Origin of the sequence: Jonesia denitrificans DSM 20603 (assembly GCF_000024065.1) — a bacterium.
Lineage (GTDB): Bacteria > Actinomycetota > Actinomycetes > Actinomycetales > Cellulomonadaceae > Jonesia > Jonesia denitrificans.
This window is the reverse complement of the sequence record NC_013174.1, coordinates 54752-75473: the sequence shown is the minus strand read 5'-3', so window position 1 is coordinate 75473 and position 20722 is coordinate 54752. Positions and strand designations below refer to the sequence as shown.

Here is a 20722-nt window from a genome sequence, read left to right as displayed (position 1 = left end):
CCTCGGTGATGGGATTACGCGGCGGTGACCGCTGCGTCCGTGGGGGAAGTGGCGGTGATCTTGTTGTAGCGAATCTCTTTGAGAACCACAACGATCAGCGCAGACACAATCACACCGGCCACAATAGATACGAGGAAGCCGAGTGGATTGCCAATCAGTGGGAGCACCCACACACCACCGTGTGGTGCGACCAAGGTGACACCCATTGCCATGCTCAATGCACCTGTTACAGATGAACCTACCAACGACGCGGCAATCACGCGCAGTGGGTCGGCAGCAGCAAACGGGATAGCACCCTCCGAAATGAACGACGCACCCAGGAGCCATGCGGCTTTCCCGTTCTCCCGTTCAGCTTCGGTGAACAAACGTTTGCGGATCGTGGTCGCCAACGCCATCGCAAGTGGTGCAACCATACCGGACGCCATCACAGCGGCCATGATTTTGTATTGTGCAGCGTCAGCAGTGAGCCCTTGAGTGGCAAGACCAGTGACCGCGAACGTGTAGGCGACCTTGTTGACCGGGCCACCCAAGTCAAAGCCCATCATGGCCCCCAAAATGAGCCCCAGAAGAACCAGCTGGTTACCACCCAGCCCGTTCAACCAGCTCTCTAGGCTATTCATCAGGCCCGCAATCGGCGCTCCAATGACCACAAGAGTGACAAAACCAGTGAACAACGTCGACAACAAAGGAATCACGACAACAGGCATGATCCCGCGCACACCCTTGGGAACCTTCCACCGGCTAATCCACAACGCGGTGAACCCGGCAATGAACCCCGTGGCCAAACCACCAAGGAACCCAGCACCCACAGCGACCGACGCTGCGCCGCCAACAAAACCAGGCACCAAACCAGGACGGTCAGCGATACCGTACGCAATGAAACCAGACAGCACCGGAACTAAGAACCCAAAAGCAATCTGCCCAGCCCCCAACAACAGAACCGACCAATGCTGCAAGTTACCCCACTCAAAGTGAGCCCACACATCAGCCTGGTTGACAGCAGTCACCTCAATGGCACCCTCAGCACCACCCCAGGCAACGTTCGCCAACATGAAACCCAAAGCGATGAGAATACCGCCAGCAGCCACAAACGGGATCATGTACGACACACCCGTCATCAACCACTGACGGACCCGGGTACCCACACCCGCATTCGCATCAACCTTCGTCGACGGACCAGACGCAGCCGGCGCAGCCGCAGCAGCACCCGCAGGCACCCCACGCTCCACCGCCGCCACAGCCTCCTCAATCACCTTCGCAGCCTCATGAACACCCCGCTTCACACCCACATCAACAGTAGGTTTCCCAGCGAACCGTTCCCGACCCTTCACCTCCAGGTCAGCAGCGAAAATAACACCATCAGCGGCCGCGATCGTCGCATCGTCAATCATGTCCGTACCAGCAGAACCCTGCGTCTCAACAGTCACCACGTGACCCGCAGCCTTACCAGCCTGCTCCAACGCCTCAGCAGCCATATATGTGTGCGCGATACCCGTAGGGCATGACGTCACTGCAACAAATTTCATAGCGAAACCGCCTCATTCACAATCGCCGCAACAGCGTCACCATCCGGTGCCGCACGCAGAGACTCCTTAAAGTCAGCGTGCACCAGCTTGCGTGCCAACGCAGCAAGAATCTTCAAATGGTCGCCTTCCCCAGCAGCCGGAGCCGCAATAAGGAAAACAAGAGTAGCCGGACCATCCGGGGCACCAAAGTCCACGCCAGCGGGAACTTTCGCGACCGCCAACGACGGGGTCACCACAGCCTCAGACTTCGCGTGCGGTAAACCAATACCGCCCGGCATACCAGTGGACGTCTTCGCCTCCCGGGCACGCACATCGGCAGCAAAAGCCACCGCATCCGTCACCCGGCCAGCGTCAGCAAGACGCTGAGCAAGAACATCAATAACAGCGTGAGCATCGGCGGCGTCAACATTGACAGCGACAAGCTCCGGGGTGATGAGTGGGGAACTCATGTCACAACTCCTTGAGTGGGGTGGAAGGATCAGGTTCAGCAACACACCGCACCAATGCGGTGTCGATTACATCAGGGGTCGGGACAGCCGTTCCGGGGAGAAGGACCGCTGCCCGCCCCCAAGCGACTGCAGTACGCAGCCGGTCTGGGGTAGCGTGACCAGGCACCGACAAATACCCGGCGAGCGTCATATCGCCGGCACCAACAGTCGATGCGGGGGTGAGCGCAGGCCCACCCGCCCACCACACGTTCGTGGCAGTCACAAGAAGGGCGCCATGGGCGCCAAGGCTCACAAGAACCTCGCGGGTCCCCGCACCAATCACATCGCGGGCCGCATCAGTGACCTGTGCGACGGTCGTTAACTCCCGTCCCACAAGCTCACCAAGTTCCTCTTCATTAGGTTTAATCAACGCCAAACCGCCCGCCTCCACGGCATGAGCTAACGGCGCACCAGACGTATCAAGAACAAGTTCCGCGCCTTGCTCCCTCACCGCCAGGCCAAGGCGAACATAAAAATCAGGGGAAGTGCCGGCAGGTAAAGACCCCGCCCCCACCACAAGATCACCCTCCTGCAACGACGACGTCGCCGCAGCAAGCAACGCCACCACATCAGCCTCACCCAACTGGGGGCCCGGGGCATTAATCTTCGTGGTCACACCCGTGGACTCCACCAGCGTGATGTTCGTGCGCGTCTCACCCGCCACCCACACAGGTGACGTCACGATCCCACCATCAGCCAGCATCGACAACAAGGCCTGCCCATCACGGCCCCCACACGGCAACACCGCAGACGTCACAACACCGTGAGCATGCAACCCACGCGACACATTAATACCCTTACCACCAGCATCAACATGTGACGCATGCGCCCGTTGCACGTCACCAACGTGCAACACCTCCACGTCAAACGCCCGATCAATACTGGGATTCGGGGTCACCGTTGTGATCATGCCTGCGTCACCACCACTCCTGCGCGTTCAATATCAGCGAGCATGCTGCTATCTGCAGCAGAATCCGTAATCAACGTGTCAATCGCTGTCACAGGACCAAAGAAAGCGAACTCGTCGCGACCAAGTTTGCTGTGATCAGCAAGCACAACCGTGCGCCGCGCAGACTGAATAATGGCGCGCTTTACAGCCGCCTCCTCCATGTCCGGGGTGGTCAGCCCACGCTCCGCACTCAAACCATTGGTCCCCACAAACGCCACATCCACATGAATGTCTTGAAGAGACGACAACGCCCACGGGCCCACCGCAGCCAACGTCCTCGCCCGAACATGCCCACCCACCAAATGAAGCGTCACATGCGGGTGGTTCGACAACGAATGCGCAACAGTGATCGAATGCGTCACCACCACAAGTTCTTTGTCCTGCGGAATCAATGCAGCCAACCTGATCGTGGTCGTCCCGGCATCGACAATGATTGACCCGTTATCGGGCAACTCTTCGAGCGCGGCACGCGCAATCGCGTCCTTCGCGTCAGGATTCGTGTGCTCACGCTCACTGACAGCCGGTTCCAAACCCAAACGTTCCACCGGAATTGCGCCCCCATGCACCCGTCGCACCAGGCCACGGCGCTCCAAGGCTGTGAGGTCACGGCGAATTGTTTCCTGGGTGACATCCAGTTCAGTGGCAAGGGTGGTCACCTCAACGCGTCCGAGCGTGCGAGCCCGGGTGAGGATTTCCGTGTGTCGTTCTGGAGCGTACACGTCGTTGTCCCTTTCGTGTCAGCGCGGCTATGCGCTGGATGACGCGCCTTTGCGTTCGGTCAAGCTTCCGTGCGGGAATCCGTGTGGCACGGGGCACATTCACTCACATCTTTAGTCCGATTATGCCCGACCGAACATCTCTGGTCAACACATTCGGGCACAAACAAAGATGTTTCCACTTATTCGGGGGTGAAAAAAGGGGCGGCGGCCCACCTCTCTCCTGCCCTCCTCACGCCATCCCGCCATCCCGCCATCAAACCCTCCTACCCCACCGCTGTGAGGACCATTTCGTATGTATCAATGTGCAAAATAGTGGTCCCTGCGCATTCAAAATGGTCCTCACAGCGGTAAGCCTGGCGATGTGCGGGCAGCGCGGGCAGCGCCTCGCTTCACCAACAAACAGGACAGCACCGCTCCGTGAGCGGTGCTGTCCTGTTTGGAGGCGCTGTGGCGTCACACCACGTTAAGCCCTTCCATGAATGACCGAGCAACACACAAACTGTCACCCGTTAACCATGAGGCGCGTACTCTGCCTAATTCATCACCCGCCATGTCGCATCAGCCCGCGCAACCGGCGTAAACACTGGGTCAACATAGAGTTGGAATCCGTAGTGCCGAAGGTAACGTCCAGGTGCCGCGAGGGACTCAAAGGACAGAGCTGACGCATCGGCAAGCCCATTGACCTGCGTGAACGTTGCTGAGCGCGCGAACCCGGTCGTCCCATCATTGCGGAGCAACTTCACGTCGCGACCCACAGCAACTAAGAAGTACCCAGGGAAGTTCACCGACTCGAACGACACCGTACCGCCCCCACCTGGAGCAAGACCTGTCACTTTCTTCCACTGCCAGTCCTCGCTGTCACGGGTAGCGTCGATACGGCCCACATAATGTTGGTGCCGCACACTTCGCTCCGGGTAGTTGTACGACGCCACTGTCACGGTGGAACCTACAACCGGGTCACCCGCATCAGGTTGCGGACTCGGAACCGGAACAGGCGCCGGGACCGGGTTTGTTGGGGTGGGATTCGTTGGTGCAGGGTTCGGTGCAGGGGTGGCAGGGGGTGAACTCGGTTCCGCCGTCGGTTCAGCTGTGGGTTCCACAGTCGGTTCAGCTGTTGGAGCCGTGGTTGCTTCCCCCGTTGGTTCGGTTGTTGGCGCAGGTGTAGATGCGGGCGCTACCGCGGCCAGGTCAGCAGTCGACGGCCGCCGAGTCACCTCAGCGACAGGTGCCGACAACTGACGCATCGGGTGGCTGGACAGTGTGTTGTCATCCACGAACCCATACCACACACCAGAGTTAATGCTGGTGGGCCACAGTTCGTTGTCACCGTGAATCTGCGCATTACCAGAGACTGTGATTCGGGATTGGAACGCCCCCACACCGCGGAACGTCGTATTCACCACGGCGTTCCCACTAATCGTTGCTTGCCCACGAATCAGAGAAACCCCGCGCACAATCGCTTTGTCTGTCACGGTTCCGCTCATCACTGTGGCATGATCTTCGATGCGTGCCTGCCCTGACACTGTTCCACCCAGCACGCAGGCGTTCGGACCAACAAACGCGGTCGCCGCGACATTCGCACCGTTGGCCACCCAGCCGCCACCGTTGGGGTGTTTCTTGCCTGCTGGTTTCGTAGGCTCTGTTGGTTTCGCACCCGCCACATCGATAGTCCACGGGTACCGGTAAATTGAATAAAATGGCTGGTTGTGAGCAATTTTCTGCTGGGCGGTCGGAGCAGCAAGAACAGTGAGGTACACGCCACGATCCCCTGAACGTAGCGGTACAGTCACGCTTCCGCTCACAGATTTCTGTAACTCGCTGTAGCGGGCTTTCCCGTCAGCGCCCTCCACCACAACACCCCAACGCCACCCCGAATGAGGCGACCCCACGGTGGCTGGTTCGTTCGCGAACCCGGGCAGCGTGCTGGTGGCTGCCGTGTCTTGGACAATCCCACGGAAACCCACGGTCACCGATGTGGCCCCCGAATCGGGTGTTAACCGGACCGTGTTGTAACCCCACCGTTGGGGAGCAGCCTCAAACGGAACCGCATACCGACCCGTCACCCCCTCAACTGGGGTCATAGGGGTCACACGTAACGTGCGATCGCCGGTGAGGTTGTCATACCCGCCATACGCTTGACGGTACGTGTTCGTCCCGTAGTCCCATAGGACGTTCTTCATCGCCCACAGACCGAACTCATCGTTCAGACGCTCCAGCGACCACCCCTGCTGTTCCATCAGCACGGAAAATGGGTCGGCGTCACGATAATTTGCGGCACCCTGCTTTGGGGCGTTGGCCCACAAACCCTGAACAGTGTCTGAGCCATAGGTTACTTTCAGATGCTCCCAAAACTGCCAGTTGCAGTAGTTATTTCGCGTTGAACCGTAGTAGAGACTTGTGTGATTCGCGAACAGCTCAGAGCAGTGCGGGTTCGTGCGGAACTCCGGGAGCTGATGCGTCATCCAGTTTGCGTGCGACTCCCACAACCACCCAACGTAAGGGGAATCACGAAAAGCCTTGGTTGACCCCTGTAAAGCGTGGGTCAACTCATGTGCCAGCCCCCACCGGTCCTTGAGAGCCCCAGACCCAATCCACATGCCCATTGCACCTTCAGAGGTGACGCCACCGGTGAGCGCGTAACTTGGATCAATTTCCACGTTGACGCGACGTTTCGTTGCCGAATCACAGTGCGGTTCGGGGAACGCAATTGGTTCCGCCATGAACTGTGCCCAGATTTCCTCCAACGCTTTACCGGCGGCCTGAACATCAGTTTTTGAGACCTCGGAACTCTTCCACCGGAATGAGAAGTGCTCCGTGGTGTGCTGCTCTGGGAACATCTTGACCGCTGGGTCTGTCGACCATGTCCCCGAAACGCAGGTGTCGTTCACGGCCGTGGCCAGCAGCCCGGCACCAGGACTTGTAGCCGCCTGGGCGGCCACCGCTGATACTGCTGGAACACTTGTCAACGCCCCGGTCAGCAGTGCACACACAAGCGTGAAGGATCCAATAGATGATCCTCGATGTGCCTTTCGTGGATGTGAGGCGTGAGTTTTTTGGCGCCTCCATCCTTGTGTCATGGTGTGTAGTTTCTTCGCCATGGTCATCCCCTTCGTCGTGTCCATGAATACGCAGGACACTACGTGGCGTTGCGGGTGCTTACATCGGCTCCAGTACCCGGGCAAAGTCCCCGGTGAGTAAGAACCATCTGGTTTGCGTCATCAGTGTGACGCAGTCTCACGCGGGTCGCTCCTGCACCCCCAGTTCGCTCGCCTCACCATGCAACACCTCTGCACCCCCTCACGTCCGCGCTGCCCTGCCCCACCCCACGTCACCCCGCCCTCAAACCCTCCTGCCCCATCGCTGTGAGGACCATTTTGCATGCATTAATCTGCAAAATAGTGGTCCATGCGCATTCAAAATGGTCCACATGGGCGGCAAGCCTGGCGATGCGCGGGACGGCCCACATGCCACTCAGCAGTTGGCGCAAATATGAAGGCCAAGCAACCCGCATGCGCTGAACCAAGTTCAGATTCTTATGCATCAGCCTGTATTCCCGGTGAAATATCCAATATGGTGGTTTCAGTCTTCCTTGCGCTTTACATGAATAGAACGACGTTGATGTGAGCGTGATGCAACGAGGTGGGCACCCGTTCAACCATGACAAGGACCGTCAGTTTTATGACCACTCCACAAACTGTTCCCGTTGTTGCCTGTCTACTCGGCACTCTTTTACTGACAAGTTGCAGCGGGCAAGCAGCACCTGCACCAGAAAACACCCCCTCGCCCACCCCTGAAACCACGAAAACACCTACCGTGGTTCTGGATTACGAGGAGGAACCCGAACCAGAAGACGAAGAAGAACCACCTCCACCTCCCATCAAGCCAGACCGTTCCCTCATGGAAAAAATGTCATGCGACGCGTTCGAACCAGAAGCCCCCGAGGACATCAACGTCAGATTCGGCAACTACACGCGCTCCACCCAAGTCAAAGTAGGCGAAGGCCTCATCCCCGGAGAGGAATGGTGGATCGTAGCCCTTGAACTACCAGCAGACGATTCAAGGGACGCAGGAATACGCTCATTCCTGACCACCGAGCCAGGGCCACCCATCCCGTACGTGTCATGGATCGAAATTGGCGGAGATGACCCGTGGGGTCCAGTCGAATGGTCACGTAAGAAACTAGTAGTCGCTGAATCAGCGTTAACGAAAGCGCACGAATGCTTAGGCGTTAAACCCGAAGGGTAGAGTACACACTGCGTCCTGCCTTCAGGAAAATATAAACGGAGTAACAAAATATGAATATGAGATTTATTGTTCGGGTTCTCATTGCGTTGGGGTTCATTGCGCTTGGAATCTCATGGATTACCAGCCCAGGAACAATGGGCCCCGGGATTGGCGTAGTGATAGTCGGGGTGGGGCTTGGTGTCAGTTCCGTCTACCTCTACCGCCATCAAAACCACCCAACAAAATAACCCAGGCTAAGGAGCCCTTACCGCATAGTCCTTCCAACAAGAGCAGCCCGATGCACGCCGCACAAGCACCCCACGTGCGGTGACGCAGCGGGCTGTTTGCTCAACAGGAAAACCTGAAACCTCACGGGCAGGGTTGTGGTCAGAAGGCACACAGCCAAACCCTTAACGACAAGCATGAGGCTCCTTTTCGACTCAACTCACGAACACACTTAACAGTAGATGAGAGCATTAGTTACAGCTGTTAGCAGCCAGTGTGTTTGCTAACTGACCAACTTTCAATGAAGCCTCTGCGTAGGTTGAGTATTCAATCTTAAAGTCACAAAGCGTCAGATAGCAATCCCCCCTTGACGCCAAGGATTACCGCATGTAACAACCAAGTATCCAATCACAGCAAGGAAGGTATCTCGATGCGCACTAGAAGTTATTCACGTGGAGCCATTGCTATTCTCCTAACGTTTGGATTAGTGTCCGGAGGTGGCATCGCCGCATCCGCAACAACTCCGCCTCCCACATCGAAGTCCATTCAAGACAATGAGAGCTTTGAAGATGATTTGGCAGATGGTTTCGAGGTTTTGTTCACAGAGATTCTTCAGCTAGATTCCAATGGAACTTGGAAAATCAACGAAGGAGAACTCTCAAAACATCCAGAAATCGATAGAGCGAAAATAAATGAAGTTGCTCTAGCGCTCACGGAGTTGGAGCGTCTTGAGGGAAGTGGTAAACTTTCGGAAACACGGTATCAAACACAAGGCAAGAAGGAGTTTGGTATGTGCGTGTTGAAGGGAATAATTCCTGGTGCAGGTCTCGTCTCCATCGACTGGGGCAAAGTATATTCCTATATTAAACAAAAAACTTGGGGAAAGTTGTCGAAGTATTTAGCAAAACATGCAGCTAAGATAGGCGCTAAAGAACTTGCCAAGATTACGCCTGTTGGACTCGCTTCTTCTGTCCCAATAGCCGCCGTTGGTTGCGCGATCTGGGGGTATTAAAATGCGCCACTTTCTGGAGACTTTCCTGTTCCTTCTTGGTGGGATCGCACTGATTTCTCGACCCATGGGTTCACCCTGGTGGGTTGTACTCATCGTTCAAGTATTAATCTCTGCGGCCTACTATCATACTGTACGCCCGCTCATCGAAAAGGCATCGGACTCCGAAAAGCGCTCATCAGTTGACATATACCGCAATAATGTCGGCATTCTCTTGATGGCTGGGGTCATTGGAATTTATACCCCAGCAGCTTTCGTTGTTGGCGGGTTATTGATTGTGATCAGTATTGTGATTGCTTTCAGATCATTTAAATATGATGAACCTGTCAAGGATAGAGGAGCGAAGATCCTTCGCGGCTTTTAGCAGTTGGCACGAAATCTTCGGGTGGCCTTCCACCATGTAGTTCGCACAGAGGGCCACCGACATTCTCTTGCCAGCAATGCCAGTGCACATCACGGAGCATGCCCGTCGCCCAACCAATAAGAGCAGCCCGATGCGTCACCATGCGCGTACCCCACGTGCGGTGACGCATCGGGCTGTTTGTTCAACAGGAAACCCTGGCACCGCACGCGTAGGGTGGCGGTTGACAGAGGGGGACACTGTCGGAACCGCACCACGATTTCCACAACAATTTTCGCATCGCAGGTTCCGCAACGATTCGTCGACCCCGTCGCCAAAGCACCACACACACCGTGAGGAGCGACAATGACGAAGAAGTTTCAGGAACCACGAGTGTCGGCAACCCACCCGCAGGGTGAGGCGTTGACGACTGCGCAGGGCACACCGTTACGCAACACGGATACATCACTGAAGGCCGGGCCGCGCGGCCCAGTTCTCCTTCAAGACCACCACTTGCGCGAGAAGATCACCCATTTTGATCATGAACGGATTCCGGAACGTGCCGTCCACGCCCGCGGAGCAGGCGCACATGGAACGTTTTTCTCTTACGGGACGGCCGAGAAAATCTGCCAAGCAGGGTTCCTCAAGAAAGGTGTGGAAACTCCGGTGTTTGTTCGGTTCTCCACCGTCGCTGGGTCGCGAGGGTCGGCGGATACTGTGCGTGACACTCGCGGGTTCGCCACGAAGTTTTACACTTCAGAGGGCAACTACGACCTGGTAGGAAACAACATTCCAGTGTTTTTCATTCAGGACGGCATCAAGTTCCCTGATGTTGTGCATGCTGTGAAACCCGAACCAAACGCCGAGATCCCGCAAGCCCAATCCGCGCACGACACTTTTGGGATTTTGTCTCCCTCCACACCGAAGCGCAAGCACACGCCTTGTGGAACATGTCCGACCGCGGGATTCCTCGCTCGTACCGCACTATGGAAGGGTTCGGTGTTCACACGTTCCGTGTGACTAACAGTGCAGGCGACAGCGCGTTGGTGAAGTTCCATTGGAAGCCAAAACTAGGTGTGCATTCCCTGACCTGGGATGAAGCGTTGCTGACCAACGGGCAGGACCCTGACTTTCACCGGCGTGACCTTGCTGAGGCCATCGATGCGGGGGCGTTCCCAGAGTGGGAGTTGGGTGTGCAAGTGTTCCCGGACACCCCTGAGGAAATGTTTGAGGGCATTGATCTTCTTGACCCAACAAAGTTTGTTCCTGAGGAACTCGCACCGGTCACCCCTATCAGGAAAATGGTGTTGCACAAAAACCCGGACAATTATTTCGCTGAGACCGAGCAGGTGGCTTTCCACCCGGGTCACCTTGTCCCCGGGATTGACGTCACGAATGACCCCTTATTGCAGGTCAGACTGTTTTCGTATATTGATACTCAGCTGACTCGACTTGGTGGACCAAACTTTTCGCAGATTCCTATTAACAGGCCACTCGCACCGGTGAATGATATGCAGCGCGATGGTTTCCACCAGCAGTATGTGCATGAGGGGGTGGCCCCGTATTCGCCGAACTCCCTTGATGGCGGGTGCCCGTTCATGGCTGGTGGTGGCCGCCCGGACGCGGAGGGTGCTCTCCCTGAGGAGGAAGGTGACATCCTTGATGCGCCGCGTGATGTTGCCGGTAAGCCTGCGTTTATTGATGTTCCCCAAGCTATCGAAGCGGCATTGAAGGAGCGCACTGAATCGGCCACGTTTGAGGACCATTTCAGTCAGGCACGGATGTTTTATCGGTCTCTCACTCAGACGGAACAGTTGCACGTCCAGCAGGCGTACACATTTGAACTGGGCAAATGCACGAATCTGACGGTGCGGCAACGGCAGTTGCAGGCATTGGCGAACATTGATTCTTCGTTGTGTGCAACTGTGGCCCGTGGGCTGGGGTTGCCTGCCCCAACCCCGACTGTGGAGGTTCCTGACCGGGCGCTCAGCCCTTCAGTGGCTCAGATCGGTCAGGTGTGGCCGGTTGATGGCCGGGTGGTCGGTGTTGTGGCGGATCATTCGACGGATGCTGACACGTTGGCCGCGATTGTGTCAGGAGCAACTGCCGCGGGCCTGAACCCGAAGACTATTGCCCCTGATGGCGGGGGTCTTCCGCACGGCGAGCCTGCTGACCGGTCGTTGTTGACTGTGCGTTCAATCGAGTGTGACGCGGTAATTTTCTTGGCCACATCACCGCCAGCCCCTGACGCAGTGCCGGATCTAGACCATAAGTCGGCCCTGGTGTCGCCTGGTGTGGATGTGGTTGATCCGCGCATCGTGTTGCTTGTGCAGGAGTTGTACCGGCAGGGTAAAGCCATGGTTTTAGCGGGTATGCCTGCCGATGCGCTGGCTCCGTTGGGCGTTCCGGCCAACACCCCTGGGGTCACCTCGGTTGAGCCTACCGACGCGGTGGACACCGTGACCTCGCTTCTTGCGAAACACCGGGCATGGGAACGGTTCAGTCCAGTCCCAGCATGATCTGACGTGGGCGGGGTGTTTCCCTGGGCACCGCCGCGCGCCCATACCCGCACCCGAACCTGCACCCGTGTGGACCATTTTGTATTCGTGCGGACCACAATTTTTGGTGTTTTCACAGGCAAAGTGGTCCACACGGGCTCGGGTGCAGGTACGGGCGCCGGCTATGGGAGGTTAAGGGCACGGGCAGCACGAGGTTCGGCGGGGCAGCGCGTGGCTGCCAGCTGCGGGAGGGGCTGGAGGCGCGCAGGAGGGGCCGAGGCCACCTGAAACACCTTTAGAGAGTGAGAGCCCCGGCGAGGCCCACGACCCCAACGATGAGTGTGGCCAGCGCCGCGAGAACGACGGGCTTTCCGCCCACTGTCATCAACTTGTCGATGCGCACCCCCGTTCCCAGCGCCCCCATTGCGATGGTCAGGAGCACCGTTTGGGTGTGCCCAGCCATGGTGAGCACAGTGTCGGGGAGCAACCCCGTGGTGCGGAGGGCCGCCATGACAATGAACCCGCTGACGAAGGTGGGGATTAGTGGTTGCACTCGTGTATGGCGTGGTGTGCGTGACTGATTGTTGGCTAAGGGAGCACCACTGAGCGAAGCAGCGCTGGAGGCCGAACCGGTGTCGGTAAAGCTGGAGGCCGAACCGGCAGTAGCTTGAATGAGCACACCACCAGCCGGTGCGGGAACTGGTCTGCGGTGCCGCATGGTGATGACGGCAAGGACCACGGCGAGGAGGAGAACTCGGGCAAGTTTCATGACGACGGCGAGGTGGAGGGCGTTGCCGGTTCCTGGGTCGACGGCATCACCGATCGCGACGACCTGTGCGATTTCGTGAACTGATGCGCCTGCCCACAGGGCCGTCTGAGTTGCGGTGAGTCCCAGTGCGTGCCCGAGTAGGGGGATGAGGGGGATCATGAGGGTTCCGAACAGCACGACGAGTGCGATTGCGAGCGCCGAGTGTTGGGGGAGGCTGTCGCCAGTGTCCCCACCCGGGTGCGATACGTCAGGGCGCCGCTCATCAGTGTCCCCACCCCGTTCGCTTGCATCCCCACCCCGCTGTCTTGCATCCCCACCCCGCTGTGATGTGAGGGTGGCGGTGGCGGCCGCCACTGCCGCTGCCCCGCAGATTGAGAATCCGCACGCGATGAGGAGGGTGAGGTCGCGGTGGATGCCGAGGAGTCGTCCGATCGCGAGGGTGCTGAGAATGCCGGTTGTGACGACGAGGACTGCTGTGGTGATGACTCGTGGGCCTGCTGCCACGAGATCAGCGAGGTGGAGTTGGAGTCCGAGGAGCACGATTCCTGCGCGGAGGGTGTATTTTCCAACCACATCGATGATGTGTTGGGTGGGGTCGGGTATGCGCCACAGGTTGGCGATGGTGGCGCCGAGGATGATGGCGATGAGGAGTGGGCTGAGGGTTGGCACCTTTTGAGGATGCCGGATGTGTGACGTGTTCAGTAGAGTCGAAAGTCGCATGGAGGCATATCATGTTGATATGACGGTGCGTTGGCCTGACTTGTCAGTTGTGGAACTCCTTGTTGCTGTGCATGACTTGGGGAGTGTGAGCGCTGCGGCGCGGGCGGTGGGGATGGCTCAGCCGAATGCGAGTCGTGCGTTGGCTGGTTTGGAACGTGACATTGGGGTGACGTTGGTTGTCCGACATCCGCGGGGTTCGACGTTGACTGATGCGGGGGTCGCCCTTGTGGGGCAGGCGCGTTCTGTGCTGTTGGCAGCGTCGTCGTTTGTTGATACGTATGCTGCGTTGCGGGGGAACAAGCCGACAACGTTGCGGGTTGCGGCGAGTATGACGGTTGCTGAGCATCTGTTGCCGGAGTGGCTTGTTGCGTTGCGGGCATTGAATGAGCGGGTATCCGTGCAGGTGAAGGCGGTCAATTCGTCGGGCGTGTATGACTTGGTGGACGCCGGGTCTGTGGATGTTGGGTTCGTGGAGACTCCGCAGCGTCGCACGGGCTTGCGGTCACGGGTGGTGACTCATGACAGGCTCGTGGTGGTTGCTCACCCGGCGCACCCGTGGGCGTCTCGTTCCTCTGATCGGCCGGTGTCGTTGGCTGAGCTTGCGGCGACTCCTTTGGTTGTGAGGGAGCCGGGGTCGGGGACACGGCGTGCATTTGATGACGCGATGCGCGCGTTGCACCCGGTTGCGCCTGCGTTGGAGTTGGAGTCTATTGGCGCGATCCGGTCCACTGTTCGCGCTGGCGGCAGCCCTGGGGTGTTGAGCGAGCTGGCGGTGGCGTGGTCGGTTGCGCAGCGTGAATTGGTTCGGGTGCCGGTGGAGGGGTTGACGATGCGCCGGGAGATTCGCGCGGTGTGGCAGGGGCACCGGCCGTCCCCGGCTGCGGAGGAACTGATCGCGGCGTCGATGCGCATCGGTAATCCGAGGTCCCGCGCCACGTGAACGCTATGCGCGGTCGCGGATGATGTGGTGGGCGAACTCGATGACCGCCTCGTCAAGGGGGTTGCGGGTGCCGCCGAGGAGGGTGTGCAGGTAGAGACCGTCACCGACGAGGTGGACGAGGCGGGCGGTCACCGGGTCGTCGATGTGGGCTTGTAATCCGGTGAGCCAGGCGTTTTGGCTGGTGCGTAGGGCGTCGTCGACGAGGGGGTTGTTGGTGCCGGCGAGCCGCAGGACGGCCATGTACAGGCTGGGGAAGGTGTCCCCTGTTTCGGTGGATCCGTTGAGGTATCCGAGGATTGGTCCGTCGGGGGAGTTGAGGGTCGCGGCTACTTCGGCGGCGTTTTCGGTGAGGAACCGGTCGAGGAGGCCTTGGGTGAGGTCGTCTTTTGATTTGAAGTGGTGGAGTAGCCCGCCTTTGGAGATGTCGGCGCGTCGGGCTACTTCGTCGAGGGTTGCTGCAGCAACTCCGTCGGTGAGGAGGACGTTGATGTATGCGTCCAGGACTCGGTCGCGTCCGGAGCCGCGTTTGTGGGAGGTGTTTGTCGGTGCGGTGGTGGGGTTGTCGTCCATGTGCTTGCGGTGACCTTGGTGTGTGGCGGGGGGGGTGTGCAGTGTCGTGCGTTTCACAGGTGGATTGTGGGAAAAAGTCGTGGCGTCGTCGCCAATCTACCGTAACATCATAACGTACCGTCCAGACGGTACAGTAAATTGGATGGGTGCGAGACAACCGCACACCAAGGCTCAGCAGCCACCACACACCAAGGCTCAGCAGCCACCACACACCTGCACCCACACCTCCTCACACCTGCACTGCACGTAAGGACACGCATGACCACCGCATCGACAATCCCCGCCAAAGCAACCACCCGGCAATGGGCTGCGCTCGCTGCACTCATGATTCCTGTGCTTCTCGTCTCCATCGACAACACGGTCCTGTCGTTCGCTTTGCCCGAAATTTCGCGAAGCCTCCATCCCACCGGCACCCAACTGTTGTGGATCGTTGACGCCTACCCGCTCATCCTCGCTGGTCTCCTCGTTGCCATGGGATCCCTTGGGGACCGAGTCGGTCGCCGCAAACTCCTCCTCATCGGGGCCATCGGGTTCGGTGCAGTATCCCTGTACGCAGCGTTCTCCACCACCCCCGAACACCTCATCACCGCGCGCGCATTACAGGGACTATTCGGGGCAACCCTCATGCCTTCCACCCTCGCGTTACTGCGCAACATCTTCCTCGACGACGTCCAACGCCGACTCGCCATCGCCATCTGGGCGTCCGGGTTCTCCGCCGGCGCGGCCCTTGGCCCCATCGTCGGTGGGTGGCTCCTCGAACACTACTGGTGGGGGTCCGTATTCCTCATCAACGCCCCAGTTCTCGCAGTACTCCTCATCGCTGCTCCCCTACTCATCCCCGAATCACGGGACCCTCAACCTGGCGCACTCGACATCACCTCCATGGTCGCATCCGTCGCCACCATGTTCACCATCGTGTACGGCATCAAAGCAGCCGCAACAGGCGATGCGCTGGTCGCGATCACCGCGATCCTCACCGGGTCCGCCATCGGGTGGTGGTTTGTGCGCCGGCAAAACCGGCTCACCTCACCCATGCTCGACATGGCACTGTTCCGCAACCGGCTTTTCTCCGCCTCAGTACTCACCAACCTCATGGCAGTGGTTGCCATGACCGGGATGCTGTTCTACGTCGCCCAGTACGTGCAACTCGTCCTCGGCTACAGTCCGTTCCAGTCCGGTCTGATTCTGCTGCCAGGGCTCGTCGCCACCGTCATCGCCGGACTAGTGGCAGTCAGACTGTCCCTCCACTTCCCGCTACGGGTGCTCATCCCCACCGGGTTGGCACTCTCAGCATCCGGGTTCGCAGTCGCCACCCAACTGGGAGCCAACACATCCGTGTGGCTCCTCATCGCAGCATTCGCCCTGGTCGGGCTTGGCTTAGGGCTCGCTGAGACGTTGACAAACGATGCGATCCTCGGGTCGGTTCCACCCCACAAAGCCGGTGCAGCATCGGGAATCTCCGAAACCGCCTACGAACTCGGAGCACTCCTGGGAACAGCGATCCTCGGCAGCATCCTCACCGCGGTGTACCGCACCCAGTTCGTCATCCCCCCAGGTGTCAGCGACACCGACGCCGAGGCGGCCCGTCAAACTCTGGGTGGTGCCGTGGACACGGCCGCCACGCTTCCCGACCCACTGGGAACCGAACTCCTCACCCACGCGAAAGAAGCCTTCGCACTGGGGGCTGACACCACATCGTTCGTCGGGCTCCTCATCACCGCGACCGCAGCCACCATGATGGCAATCGTGCTCCGCACACACAAAGGTCTTGCAGGCACCCCACACTAATAACCCAAGTACCTATCAGGGCGGTGATTCAACACGATAACCACGTTCAACACCGCCGCCCCAAGGATCGACAACGCCACCATCGACGGCGCCAACGTGACAAACGAGATCGCCACAACACACGCATCGAAAATCAGCTGCGTATACCCAGCCTTAAACCCGGTGCGCTCCTGGATGATCAACCCCGTAATAGACACCCCGCCCAAACTCGCCTGGTGGCGAAACAACATAAGCATCCCCAACCCAGCAAGCAAATTTCCCGTCAACGTACCAAACACAGGGTTGATCGAATCAATCGTGAACACGTGACCAATGAACTGGGTCGTCACCGCTAGCCCACCCACAGCAAGCAACGTGCGCACCGTAAACCGCACGCCCTTCTGCCACAGCGCCACCGCAAAAAACGGCACATTCAACACGACAACCAGCAACGACACTGAAACACCGCTCCAGTACTCCACCGCGAGCGCCAACCCGGCGATCCCGCCAGTGACCGCACCCGTGGAGCGCAACAAAAACAGCGCAAAGCTTGTCACCACAACGCCTGCGACAAGCCCAAAAATGTCCTCAATGACCGTGTGCTTGTGCCGGGCAGGGGTGAGCGATGGTGCGGTGGATGGTGGTGGTGCAGGCATGGGTGAATCCTTCACTCGCTTGTGGGGTGCACCGCGTGCGGCATGGAGGTGGTGCCGCGTGCGGGGGATGTTCTCAATACTGTGCACGGCTTGTTGTGCGTAACGCACTGTACGTCACGGGTGTTAATCCACTGTTTCACGCGCGCGGGCACGCCCTCCGCACTCCCTCACCTCACCCCGCACCCCCTCACCCGCAACCGCCCCACCCTCACCTCACCCCGCACCCCCTCACCTCGCCCCGCACCCCCTCACCTAAACCCACGCCCGCCGCTGAGAGGACCACTTTGGTTGCGCAAGGACCAACTATTTCCACACTTACGCGCCCACAATGGTCCACACAGGAGACCCGGCCATGCTGACCACCCGGCCACGCATCAAGCCCGACCAGCCCCGCCACCCATCAAGCCGCCACCCACAGACAGCACCAGGAAAGAAGGACTCATGCCCCGCATCGGCCGTCCCCGCCCCACTCCATCGAGGAAGCCGTGTACCTGGCGAACCGGGTCGTCGTCATGCAAGGTGGCGCATCCCACGGAGTCCCTGGACACATCGCAGAGATTATCGATGTGCCCCTCGGCTCGGACCGTTCCGTCACCTCCCCCGAGTTCAACAACATTAAACGTCGCATCAGCGCCCTGGTTCACGCGGAACTCGCCGTCACCGCAACCGAGTAGCCGTGGCTGCTCCCACATCGACTTTTGGTTTACGGTTTACGTGTGACCGCCACTCCCGGGATGTGACACGTAACTGACGGTTTTTTCTGTCGTTCGCATCTGGTGGTGTCAGGTCATAGACTGAGCCCACCCCAGCTTGTCCTGTTGTTGTGCGCCATTTTTTGGGAGGCTGGGAATGTCGGTTGTTGATGAGCACCGTTCAGTGCGTCGCTTGCACCACGATGCGGGTGACCGCCCGATGATCACAATTTGGGAGGTCACACGTGCGTGTGCGCTGGTGTGCCAACACTGTCGGGCCGACGCCCAGCACCGTCGAAACCCGCGCGAGCTGACCACGGAACAAGGCAAAGCGCTCCTGGATAACATTGCCTCTTTTGGGAAACCGTTTCCCATCGTCGTGATGACAGGGGGCGACCCCTTTGAGCGTGACGATCTTGCTGAACTCGTCGCCCACGGGCACGCGCAAGGCCTCCACATGGCGTTATCCCCCTCAGTGACGCCCAAGATGACACCGCAACGGTTACGGGAACTGCGTGCGGCTGGCGCATCGGCTATGTCGTTGTCATTGGACGGGTGCTGCGCGGACACACACGACAGCTTCCGTGGGGTTCCTGGGGTGTTCGATCGGACGCTGGACGCGGCAGCGTGGGTGCGGGAGGCCGGATTCCGCCTGCAAGTGAACTCCACCGTCACCCGCAAAACCGTGCACGAACTCCCGCGCCTCCTGGAGATGATGGTCGCCATGCAGGCATCCCTGTGGAGCGTGTTTTTCCTTGTTCCCACTGGGCGCGGGCAAGCGTTGGAGGCGCTGTCACCCAGCGAAGTGGAGGATGTCCTCCACTGGCTTGCCGACATTTCCGACATTATTGCCGTCAAAACGACTGAAGCCCCTCACTACCGTCGGGTGGTTATCCAGCGGCGTTCCGGGGTGGACTCGTCTGGGCGTGGGGAACTGTACCGTGAGCTTACCGATGCGGTGGCCGGGTTGCGCGCCAGCCGCACCGAAGCTGGTGCGCTGCGACGCCCACGCCCACCCATTGAAATCAACTCGGGGCGCGGATTCGCGTTCATTGACCATGTTGGGGACGTGTACCCCTCCGGTTTCCTCCCCCATCAGTGCGGAAACGTGAAGGACCAAGCGTTCACTGACATTTACCGCACGTCACCTATTTTGCGATCACTACGCAACCCAGATGGCTTTGATGGTAAATGCGGGGTCTGTGAATTCCACGACCTGTGCGGGGGTTCGCGTTCCCACGCGTACGCTGTCACAGGCAACGCGTTGGCGTCAGACCCCACCTGCGTATACCAGCCTGCGGGCTGGGTAACCCAGTAACTCCAGGTTCAGGGACGGGTGCGGGGGCGGGGGCGAACCATTCCCCCACGCCCGCGCATCGCTAAGCACCCACACCCACCAGCACCCAGACTCCCCGGCTCCCCGCATGTCAGAGGGTCATGATGTGATGGGAGCATGCCGTTCGCTGATGAGTTGTTGGGTCGTGATGTTGCTGCGTCGTTATTGGAGCACGTGGCATTGACCCGCCCCGGACACGAGTGGCCCGCGTTGTCGCAGGCCGTGGATGCGTTGGATGGGTTGAGCTTGCGGGAGCGGTCGGATGCGTTGCGCGACGCTTTACTTGCGGATGGCCCTCCCGCTTACTCCGAGTTCGCGTCTCTGATTCGCGATGCGTACGCCCGTGACGAAGGTTTCGCGGGCTGGTTATTGTGGCCGGTCACGAACGCGGTCGCCCATCGGGCAGTCAGTGAGTCGCCTGGGGCTGTCAATAGCGCAGCGTTTGACGACGCCCTCGATGTTCTTGCGATGCTGACCGGCCGGTTGACGTCAGAGTTCGCGATCCGCGTGTTGCTGTTACACGATTGGGAGCGAGCTTTGCGCGTGGTTGAGGGTTGGACTACGTCGCCGGACCATCATGTGCGGCGCCTCGCGAGTGAGGGGACGCGCCCGTTCCTCCCGTGGGGTGTGCGGATTCCGGCGCTTGTGGAGCGCCCGACTGCGACGCTACCCGTGTTGGATGCGCTGTACCGGGATGAAAGTGAGTATGTGCGCAGGTCGGTCGCGAATCACCTCAATGATGTGAGCCGCCACCACGAGGATGTGGTGTTGGATACCGCCCGCCGGTGGCTTGCTGCCCCTGCCCCAACGACCGATGCACTTGTCCGGCACGCCTTGCGCACCCTGGTGAAGCGTGGTCACCCGCAGGCGCTTGAGTTGGTGGGGTTTCCTCACGTCCCAGCGATAGAGGTGGAAAACCTTTCCGTGGCGGTGACCCGCGTCGTTGTGGGTGAGGTGCTCCCTTTTTCTGCGGTGTTGCGCAACCGGGGGGATGTTGATGCACGGGTTCGCGTGGATTATGTGGTGTTCCACCGGAAAGCCAATGGGTCGTTAACGCGGAAGACTTTCGCTATTGGTGTTCGGGATGTTCTTGCTGGTGCGAGCGTCAGGGTGTCGAAGTCCCATTCGTTTAAGCCCATAACGACCCGTCGCTATCATGCTGGAGAGCACCGCATCGCTTTGCAAGTCAATGGTGTGCTCACCGACCCAGTCATGTTTGATCTCGTGCTCAACGACTAGTTCCTTCTTGCGAACTCCCCTGCACTGCTCATCACTCCAGCAAACGCTCTCACAC

At 59.2% G+C, this 20722-nt stretch carries 17 protein-coding genes and 1 pseudogene; 10 read left to right on the top strand and 8 right to left on the bottom strand.

The genetic code is table 11. The annotated features are described in order from the left end of the window. Positions 1-14: 14 nt before the first annotated feature. From JDEN_RS00335 to JDEN_RS00315, 5 genes are all read right to left on the bottom strand, one after another. The gene (locus JDEN_RS00335) at positions 15-1526 is read right to left on the bottom strand and encodes a PTS fructose transporter subunit IIC (protein WP_012805847.1); all 1512 of its coding nucleotides are present in this window, start codon (positions 1524-1526) and stop codon (positions 15-17) included. Further along, the gene (locus JDEN_RS00330; RefSeq protein WP_012805846.1) at positions 1523-1975 is read right to left on the bottom strand and encodes a PTS sugar transporter subunit IIA; all 453 of its coding nucleotides are present in this window, start codon (positions 1973-1975) and stop codon (positions 1523-1525) included. Before JDEN_RS00330 ends, JDEN_RS00335 begins: the two co-directional genes overlap by 4 nt. 1 nt (position 1976) lies before the next feature. Beyond that, positions 1977-2924 (bottom strand): 1-phosphofructokinase, encoded by a 948-nt coding sequence (gene pfkB / locus JDEN_RS00325; RefSeq protein WP_012805845.1) that lies wholly within the window; start codon positions 2922-2924, stop codon positions 1977-1979. After that, the gene (locus tag JDEN_RS00320) at positions 2921-3682 is read right to left on the bottom strand and encodes a DeoR/GlpR family DNA-binding transcription regulator (protein WP_012805844.1); all 762 of its coding nucleotides are present in this window, start codon (positions 3680-3682) and stop codon (positions 2921-2923) included. The genes pfkB and JDEN_RS00320 overlap by 4 nt, the downstream gene beginning before the upstream one ends. Before the next feature lie 533 nt (positions 3683-4215). Further along, positions 4216-6780, bottom strand: coding sequence for an Svx/AvrXca family virulence/avirulence protein (locus JDEN_RS00315; protein ID WP_012805843.1), 2565 nt, complete (start codon positions 6778-6780; stop codon positions 4216-4218). Positions 6781-7360: 580 nt separating this feature from the next. Between JDEN_RS00315 and JDEN_RS00305 the strand changes: the two genes are divergently transcribed. The 5 genes and pseudogenes from JDEN_RS00305 to JDEN_RS00290 all read left to right on the top strand — a co-directional run bounded on the left by JDEN_RS00305 (position 7361) and on the right by JDEN_RS00290 (position 11999). Further along, positions 7361-7927 (top strand): hypothetical protein, encoded by a 567-nt coding sequence (locus JDEN_RS00305; protein WP_012805841.1) that lies wholly within the window; start codon positions 7361-7363, stop codon positions 7925-7927. A 56-nt stretch (positions 7928-7983) separates the two neighbouring features. After that, positions 7984-8154: a hypothetical protein gene (locus JDEN_RS13745; RefSeq protein ID WP_169304080.1), complete on the top strand. Its 171-nt coding sequence runs from the start codon at positions 7984-7986 to the stop codon at positions 8152-8154. 407 nt (positions 8155-8561) lie between these two features. Further along, entirely contained in the window at positions 8562-9143 is a 582-nt protein-coding gene (locus tag JDEN_RS00300) for a hypothetical protein (RefSeq protein ID WP_012805838.1), read from the top strand. Position 9144: 1 nt separating this feature from the next. Next, entirely contained in the window at positions 9145-9504 is a 360-nt protein-coding gene (locus JDEN_RS00295) for a hypothetical protein (protein WP_012805837.1), read from the top strand. Positions 9505-9846: 342 nt separating this feature from the next. Then, positions 9847-11999 (top strand): annotated as a pseudogene (locus JDEN_RS00290) (catalase). 274 nt (positions 12000-12273) lie between these two features. Here the strand turns inward: JDEN_RS00290 and JDEN_RS00285 are convergent. Beyond that, the gene (locus JDEN_RS00285; protein ID WP_012805836.1) at positions 12274-13416 is read right to left on the bottom strand and encodes a YeiH family protein; all 1143 of its coding nucleotides are present in this window, start codon (positions 13414-13416) and stop codon (positions 12274-12276) included. A gap of 70 nt (positions 13417-13486) precedes the next feature. On the opposite strand from JDEN_RS00285, the gene JDEN_RS00280 reads away from it, so the two are divergent. Beyond that, positions 13487-14407, top strand: a complete 921-nt coding sequence (locus tag JDEN_RS00280; RefSeq protein ID WP_012805835.1) for a LysR family transcriptional regulator — start codon at positions 13487-13489, stop codon at positions 14405-14407. A 3-nt stretch (positions 14408-14410) separates the two neighbouring features. On the opposite strand, the gene JDEN_RS00275 is transcribed toward JDEN_RS00280, so the two are convergent. Continuing rightward, a complete protein-coding gene (locus tag JDEN_RS00275; protein ID WP_143713202.1) occupies positions 14411-15034 on the bottom strand; it encodes a TetR/AcrR family transcriptional regulator in 624 nt (207 codons plus the stop codon). Between the two features lie 201 nt (positions 15035-15235). Here JDEN_RS00275 and JDEN_RS00270 point away from each other — a divergent pair, with 201 nt between their 5' ends. After that, the gene (locus tag JDEN_RS00270; RefSeq protein WP_012805833.1) at positions 15236-16765 is read left to right on the top strand and encodes an MFS transporter; all 1530 of its coding nucleotides are present in this window, start codon (positions 15236-15238) and stop codon (positions 16763-16765) included. Here JDEN_RS00270 and JDEN_RS00265 read toward each other — a convergent pair. Further along, entirely contained in the window at positions 16762-17400 is a 639-nt protein-coding gene (locus JDEN_RS00265) for a YitT family protein (RefSeq protein ID WP_012805832.1), read from the bottom strand. The genes JDEN_RS00270 and JDEN_RS00265 overlap by 4 nt on opposite strands. 485 nt (positions 17401-17885) lie before the next feature. Here JDEN_RS00265 and JDEN_RS00260 point away from each other — a divergent pair, with 485 nt between their 5' ends. From JDEN_RS00260 to JDEN_RS00250, 3 genes are all read left to right on the top strand, one after another. Further along, a complete protein-coding gene (locus tag JDEN_RS00260; RefSeq protein ID WP_041287748.1) occupies positions 17886-18074 on the top strand; it encodes a hypothetical protein in 189 nt (62 codons plus the stop codon). Between the two features lie 175 nt (positions 18075-18249). Further along, positions 18250-19410 (top strand): TIGR04053 family radical SAM/SPASM domain-containing protein, encoded by a 1161-nt coding sequence (locus JDEN_RS00255; RefSeq protein ID WP_012805830.1) that lies wholly within the window; start codon positions 18250-18252, stop codon positions 19408-19410. Positions 19411-19545: 135 nt separating this feature from the next. Next, positions 19546-20667, top strand: coding sequence for a DNA alkylation repair protein (locus tag JDEN_RS00250; RefSeq protein ID WP_012805829.1), 1122 nt, complete (start codon positions 19546-19548; stop codon positions 20665-20667). Positions 20668-20722: the final 55 nt, after the last annotated feature.